The sequence below is a fragment of the Stenotrophomonas sp. PS02289 genome, assembly GCF_029960115.1.
GTDB lineage: Bacteria > Pseudomonadota > Gammaproteobacteria > Xanthomonadales > Xanthomonadaceae > Stenotrophomonas.
This window is the reverse complement of record NZ_JASCOZ010000210.1, coordinates 1-6,363: the sequence shown is the minus strand read 5'-3', so window position 1 is coordinate 6,363 and position 6,363 is coordinate 1. Positions and strand designations below refer to the sequence as shown.

The following is a 6,363-nucleotide window of genomic DNA, read 5'->3' as shown; positions in this document are numbered from 1 at the left end:
GTAGAGCCACGCCCTGCGTGGCTTCGATTCCGTTTGACACCGCGAAGCCACGCAGGGCGTGGCTCTACGGGTCTCTCACGATCAGGTTGATGGCCCCGTCCTTGACGCGCGCGGTGACGGCATCCCCCGGCGCAACATCCAGCGGCGAACGTACCAGCCGCCCGTCGTCCTCGCGGGTCAGAATCGCGTAACCACGACTCACCGTCGCCAGCGGACTCACCGCTTCCATCGAACGCGCCAGCCCGCGCAGTCGCAACTGATCGCGCTGCAGCTGCCGGGTCATCGCCGCGTCTACACGCGGCTGCAGGCGCAGCAGGCGCTCTCGCAGCGCTTCCAGCCGGCGCTGCGGCGCGTTGTTGCGCAACACGATGTCCGCATGGCGCAGTCGCGCACGACGGCGCTCCAGCTGCTGCTGCCACACAGCGGCCAGCCGCCGGGACAGATCCTGCTGCCGGCGCTGCAGCAGCTGCAGACGGTTCTGCGGGCTTTGCGCATTCAGGCGCAGCAGGGCGCGGTCAGCGCGCTGCATGGCCTGGCCCATGGCGTGTCGTTGCAGCTGCACCATCCGTGCCGCATCCCGGCGCAACCGCAGCAGCAGGTCGCGCTGGTCCGGTACCAGCAGCTCGGCGGCCACCGACGGGGTGGGTGCGCGCAGGTCGGCGGCAAAGTCGGACAGGCTGAAGTCGGTTTCGTGGCCCACCGCCGACACCACCGGGGTGGTGCTGGCCGCGATCGCACGCGCGAGCTGTTCGTCGTTGAAGGCCCACAGGTCTTCCAGCGAACCGCCGCCACGGGTGAGCAGTATCACGTCATAGCGCGCGCTGGCATCGGCGGCGCGCAGCAGCGCGGTGAGCTGCGCGGCGGCGCTGTCGCCCTGCACCAGGCTGGGCAGCAGGTCCACTTCCAGCAGCGGGAAGCGTCGTGCCAGCACGCTCAGCACGTCGCGTACCGCCGCGCCGGTGGGCGAGGTGATGACGGCCAGGCGCTGCACGTGGGCGGGCAGGGGACGCTTGCGTTCCGGCGCGAACAGGCCTTCGGCTTCCAGTCGTGCCTTGAGCTGCTCGAATGCCCGCCGCAGCGCGCCTTCGCCGGCTTCCTCCATGTAGTCGAGCACCATCTGGTACTCGCCGCGCGCGTCGTACAAGGTCAGCCGGCCACGCGCCAGCACGCGCATGCCCTCGCGGGGGACGAATTTCAGCCACTGGCTTTTCGGCTTGAACAGCGCGGCACGAATCTGTGCGCGTGCGTCCTTCAACGTGAAGTACATGTGCCCGGATGCCGGGCGGGTCACGTTGCCCAGCTCGGCTTCCACCCACACCGACGGAAAGCTGCCTTCCAGCAGGTCGCGGGCCAGTGCGTTGAGTTGGCTGGGGGTGAGAATCTGCGCGGTGCGTTCCATGCTGGTCATGTTCGCACGTTGTGCTGGTGCAGTGCCCATTGCACGTGCTCGCGCACCACGTCGGAAGGGTGATCAACGCGTGACTGCAGTGCGGCCAGCGTGTCGATGGTGCCCGGTGCATTGCCCAGCGCCACCGCGATGTTGCGCAGCCAGCGCTCGTGTCCGCTGCGACGGATCGGGCTGCCTTCGGTGCGACGCAGGAACTCGTCTTCTTCCCACGCGAACAGCTGCGCCAGGCTGGCGGTATCGAGCTCGTTGCGGGCGCGGAAGTCGGCTTCGTCGGTGCGCTTGGCGAACTTGTTCCAGGGGCAGACCAGCTGGCAGTCGTCGCAGCCGTAAATGCGGTTGCCGATCAGCGGGCGCAGGTCCTCGGGGATGGCCCCGTCGTGCTCGATGGTCAGGTAGGAAATGCAGCGGCGCGCATCCAGCCGTTGCGGGCCGATGATCGCCTGGGTCGGGCAGATGTCGATGCAGCGGGTGCAGCTGCCGCAGTGTGCGCTGGCCGGTGCGTCCACCGGCAGCGGCAGGTCGATGTAGATCTCGCCAATGAAGAACCAGGAGCCGCCCTGTTTGTCGATCAGGCAGGTGTGCTTGCCAATCCAGCCCAGCCCGGCATTGCGCGCCAATGCACGCTCCAGCACCGGGGCCGAATCCACGAATACGCGGTAGCCGAACGCGCCGATCTCGGCCGCGAGCGCGTCGGCCAGCTTCTGCAGGCGGTTGCGCATCAGCTTGTGGTAATCGCGGCCCAGCGCATAGCGCGCCACATAGGCGCGTTCGCCGTCGTTCAACGCCGCCCAGGCCTGGGTGTCGTCCTTGTGGCTGTAGTCCATGCCCACCGAGATGACCCGCACCGTGCCGGGCAGCAGCTCGGCCGGACGCGCGCGCAGGGTGCCGTGGCGCGCCATCCAGTCCATGGTGCCGTACAGGCCCTTGCCCAGCCAGTCGGCCAGATGGGCTTCGTCCTCGCCCAGCTCGATGCCGGCGATGCCGCAGCGCTGGAAGCCATGCGCGCGCGCCAGCTCCCGCACGCGCTCGGCGGCGCGGGCCAGATGGACGGGGGCGGGCAGGGGCACGGCAGACATGGTGACAAGTATAGAATCCCTGCATGTCCGAGCTTGCTGAACTGTTCGATGTGGCCGCCGCGCGCCAGCTGGATGCCCAGGCCAGCGCGGTGCTGGGCGACGCGGGTGCGTCGTTGATGGAGCAGGCCGGCACTGCCGCCTGGCAGTGTCTGCTGCAGCGCTGGCCGCAGGCACAGCGGATATGTGTGCTTGCGGGTCCCGGCAACAACGGTGGTGATGGTCTGGTGCTGGCGCGGCTGGCAGTGCAGTCCGGGCGCAGCGTTCAGGTACTGCGTCTGGCCGACGAAGGGACGCTGAGCGACTTGTCTCAGCGCATGCGTGCGCAGTTCGAGGCGATCGGCGGCACCGTGGCGGTCTTGGGCGAAGCGCTGCCTGGCGCTGACGTGATCGTGGACGCTCTGTTCGGCATCGGCTTGAACCGTGCGCCCGTGGCCGAGGCAGAACGTGCCATCGCCGCCGTCAACGCGGCCGGCGTGCCGGTGCTGGCGTTGGACGTGCCCAGTGGCGTGGATGCGCAGACCGGCCGTGTACCCGGCGCGGCGGTGCGCGCTGCCTGCACGCTGCAGTTCATCGTGCCGCACCAGGGCCTGTACACCGGCGACGCACTCGAATACGTCGGGGAATGCCGGTTGGCACCGCTGCAACTGCCCCCGGGGTCGGACGCAGCTGTGTGCGCCAGCGCCGATCTCTGGCATGTCGGGCGATTGCCGTCGCTGCTGCGGCCGCGTCGCGCCAACAGTCACAAAGGCGAATCCGGTCACGTGCTCTGCGTCGGCGGCAACGCCGGCAGTGGCGGCGCGGTGATGCTGGCGGCCGAGGCCGCGCTGCGCGCCGGAGCCGGGCTGGTCAGCGTGGGCACCCAGCCGCAACACGTCAGCCCGTTGCTGTCCCGCCTGCCTGAAGCAATGGTGCATGCGGTGCAGGACAGCGCCGAACTGCAGCAGTTACTACCGCGCGCCAAGGTTGTCGCCATCGGTCCGGGGCTGGGCCAGGACGATTGGGCACGCGAATGCTGGCGGCAGGTGCGCGCCAGCGGGCTGCCGCTGGTGGTCGATGCGGATGCATTGAACCTGCTGGCGGCGGCTCCGCAGCCGCTGGCTGGAGCCATCCTGACCCCGCATCCTGGCGAGGCGGGACGTCTGCTCGGCGCGAGCACCGCGCAGGTGCAGGCCGACCGTTTCAGCGCCGCGCAGACCCTGGCCGAGCGCTACGATGCGGTGGTGGTGCTGAAAGGCGCAGGCACCGTGGTGGCGGCACCACAGGCGCGGCCACGGGTCATCGCGGCCGGCAATCCTGGCATGGCCGTTGGTGGCATGGGTGACCTGCTTACCGGCATCATTGCCGCCCTGCGTGCGCAGGGACTGAGCGCGTTCGACGCGGCCAGCACCGGAGCCCTGCTGCATGGACTGGCCGGCGACGACGCCGCCCGCGATGGCCAGCGTGGCCTGCTTCCCACCGACCTGCTGGTGCCGCTGCGCCGCCGGCTCAACCCCGAACTGTGAACGTGATGACTGACTTCTTCCTGGCCACTGCCGAGGATACCGACCAGCTGGGCGCGCGCCTGGCGGCCACACGACCGGCGCAGGCCGTCATGCAGCTGCGCGGCGACCTGGGCGCGGGCAAGTCGACCCTGGCTCGCGCGCTGTTGCGGGCGCTGGGTGTGCAGGGTGCGATCCGCAGCCCCACCTACACCCTGGTGGAGCGCTATCCGCTGGGCGACGGCAGCGAAGCCTGGCATCTGGACCTGTACCGCATCGGTCAGGCCGACGAGCTGGAATTCCTCGGTCTGGACGAGGGCAGTGCCTCGCTGTGGCTGGTGGAATGGCCCGAACGCGGTGCCGGCGCGCTGCCGCCGACCGACCTGGTGGTGGCGCTGGAGATCGACGGGCAGGGGCGTCGCGCCACCCTCAGCAGCGTGAGCGAGGCCGGTGCTGAATGGGTTCAGCGGCTGCGTGAAGGACGCGACTTGCGCCCCCTTTCTGCCGGCTGACAGGAGGAAACTCCCCCAGGTTACGGATTATTAAGGAAAAAGGAGTTGCTTTTCATTCAGCACGGTGATTGAATCCCCATCCATGCCAATGGGGAAATCGCTCACCGCCATCGTTGCTGCCGTCGGACTCTGTCTGGCGAGTGCGGCTGCGTGGGCGGGCGAGGTCCGCCAGGTGGCCCTGCAGACCGGTGCGACCGGCACCCGCGCGGAGATCGCGCTGGCTGGCAGCGGCGGCTACAAGACCCTTTCGTTGTCCGGTCCGAACCGCCTGGTGGTGGATTTCCCGGACTCCAGCGCGATTCGCAATCTGAAGTTGCCGAGCCCCACCGGGGTGGTCACCGCTGTGCGTACCGGTCAGCCGGTGCCCGGTACGTTTCGGGTGGTGTTCGACCTGGCCGAGTCGGTGGCCCCGTTCAAGCCGCAGATGCTCAAGCAGGGCGATGAGTCCCGGCTGGTGATCGAGTGGCCGGGCGATGCGCCGGCCAGTGTGGCCGCGGCACCGACCGCCACGCCGCCGGCAGCCACGGCGGCTCCGGTTGCGGCGGCTCCGGTCGCGAATGCACCGGCCCCCGCGCCGACGCCGGCCGAAGTTGCGCAGGCGCGTGACGAAGCCGCCCGTGCGACCGCGCTGTTGACCGCCAATGCGCGACAGCAGGCCAGTGCCGGTGCGGCGACTCCGGTGCCCACGCCTGCGGCACCGACGGCCACCGGTACGGTGGCGTCGGCCAGCACGGCCAATGCAGCCAGCAATGCCTTGTCGCCGGCCGACATTCTGGCGGGCCAGCAGACGGCGGCAGTGGCACCGACCCCGGCTCCGACGCCGGTGGTGCCAGTGCCGACCCCGCGTCCGGTGATGCCGAGCGACGCCTCGCGGATCAAGATGCAGTCGGGCATGCGCCCGCTGGTGGTGGCGATCGATCCGGGCCATGGCGGTCAGGATCCGGGCGCGGTCGGCCCGACCGGCAAGCGCGAAAAAGACATCACTCTGGCGGTGGCGCGCGAGCTGGCGCGGCAGGTCAATGCAACGCCGGGTCTGAAGGCATTCCTCACCCGCGACAGCGACGTGTTCATTCCGCTGCCGATGCGTGCGCAGAAGGCGCGTTCGGCCAAGGCCGACATCTTCATTTCGATCCACGCCGACGCGGCTGAAAATCGCGCGGCGAAGGGGTCGTCGGTGTACGTGCTGTCGACCAAGGGTGCTTCGTCGCAGCGTGCACGGTGGCTGGCAGACAAGGAGAACGCGGCCGATCTGGTCGGCGGGGTACGCCTGCAGCAGACCGAAGGCACCCTGGCCAACGTGCTGCTGGATCTGGCCCAGAGCGGTTACATGAAGGCTTCGGAAGACGCAGCCGGTCATGTGCTGGGTGGGCTCAAGCGTATCGGCAAGAACCACAAGCCGAATATCGAGCGCGCGAACTTCGCGGTGCTGCGCACGTCGGACATGCCGGCGATGCTGGTGGAAACGGCCTTCATCTCCAATCCGGACGAAGAGCGCCGTCTGATGGACCCCGCTTACCAGCGCCAGATTGCCGGTGCGGTCCTGGACGGCGTGCACACCTTCTTCAGCCGCCAACCGCCGCCGGGCACCCTCTACGCCGCCCGCGCCCAGGCCGAAATAGACGCCGCCAGCACCGTCGCCGGCGGCAGCAAGTAAGCCCACGCCCACTGCTGGGCCCCATTTTTTCTGCAATCGCACGCGCCACGTATCGCCGGGCTCTGCCCGGCTTGCTGTTGGTTTTTGGCGAACAGCCGATGTTCACTGGTTCCCTGGTTTGGCGGCTCGGGATGGGCGTTCCGGGGGACGCTGCAAGTACGTCCCTGTAAGCTCGATCGCCGCATCCATGCGGCTCACGCCCCCTCCAGCCCACCCCGACCCGCCACGACAGTGC

5 protein-coding genes are annotated in these 6,363 nt (G+C 69.1%); 3 read left to right on the top strand and 2 right to left on the bottom strand.

What is annotated here, in order from left to right; all coding sequences use genetic code 11:
- Window positions 1-64: 64 nt before the first annotated feature.
- Both xseA and queG read right to left on the bottom strand, forming a co-directional pair.
- Window positions 65-1,399, bottom strand: a complete 1,335-nt coding sequence (gene xseA, locus QMX83_RS19325; RefSeq protein ID WP_282298268.1) for an exodeoxyribonuclease VII large subunit — start codon at window positions 1,397-1,399, stop codon at window positions 65-67.
- Between the two features lie 5 nt (window positions 1,400-1,404).
- Complete coding sequence (gene queG, locus QMX83_RS19320; RefSeq protein WP_282298265.1) at window positions 1,405-2,484, bottom strand: tRNA epoxyqueuosine(34) reductase QueG; 1,080 nt, start codon at window positions 2,482-2,484, stop codon at window positions 1,405-1,407.
- 23 nt (window positions 2,485-2,507) lie between these two features.
- Here queG and QMX83_RS19315 point away from each other — a divergent pair, with 23 nt between their 5' ends.
- The 3 genes from QMX83_RS19315 to QMX83_RS19305 all read left to right on the top strand — a co-directional run bounded on the left by QMX83_RS19315 (window position 2,508) and on the right by QMX83_RS19305 (window position 6,128).
- Window positions 2,508-3,986 (top strand): NAD(P)H-hydrate dehydratase, encoded by a 1,479-nt coding sequence (locus QMX83_RS19315; RefSeq protein ID WP_282298264.1) that lies wholly within the window; start codon window positions 2,508-2,510, stop codon window positions 3,984-3,986.
- Window positions 3,987-3,991: 5 nt separating this feature from the next.
- Entirely contained in the window at window positions 3,992-4,474 is a 483-nt protein-coding gene (gene tsaE / locus QMX83_RS19310) for a tRNA (adenosine(37)-N6)-threonylcarbamoyltransferase complex ATPase subunit type 1 TsaE (protein WP_282298263.1), read from the top strand.
- An 88-nt stretch (window positions 4,475-4,562) separates the two neighbouring features.
- A complete protein-coding gene (locus tag QMX83_RS19305) occupies window positions 4,563-6,128 on the top strand; it encodes an N-acetylmuramoyl-L-alanine amidase (protein ID WP_282298267.1) in 1,566 nt (521 codons plus the stop codon).
- Window positions 6,129-6,363: the final 235 nt, after the last annotated feature.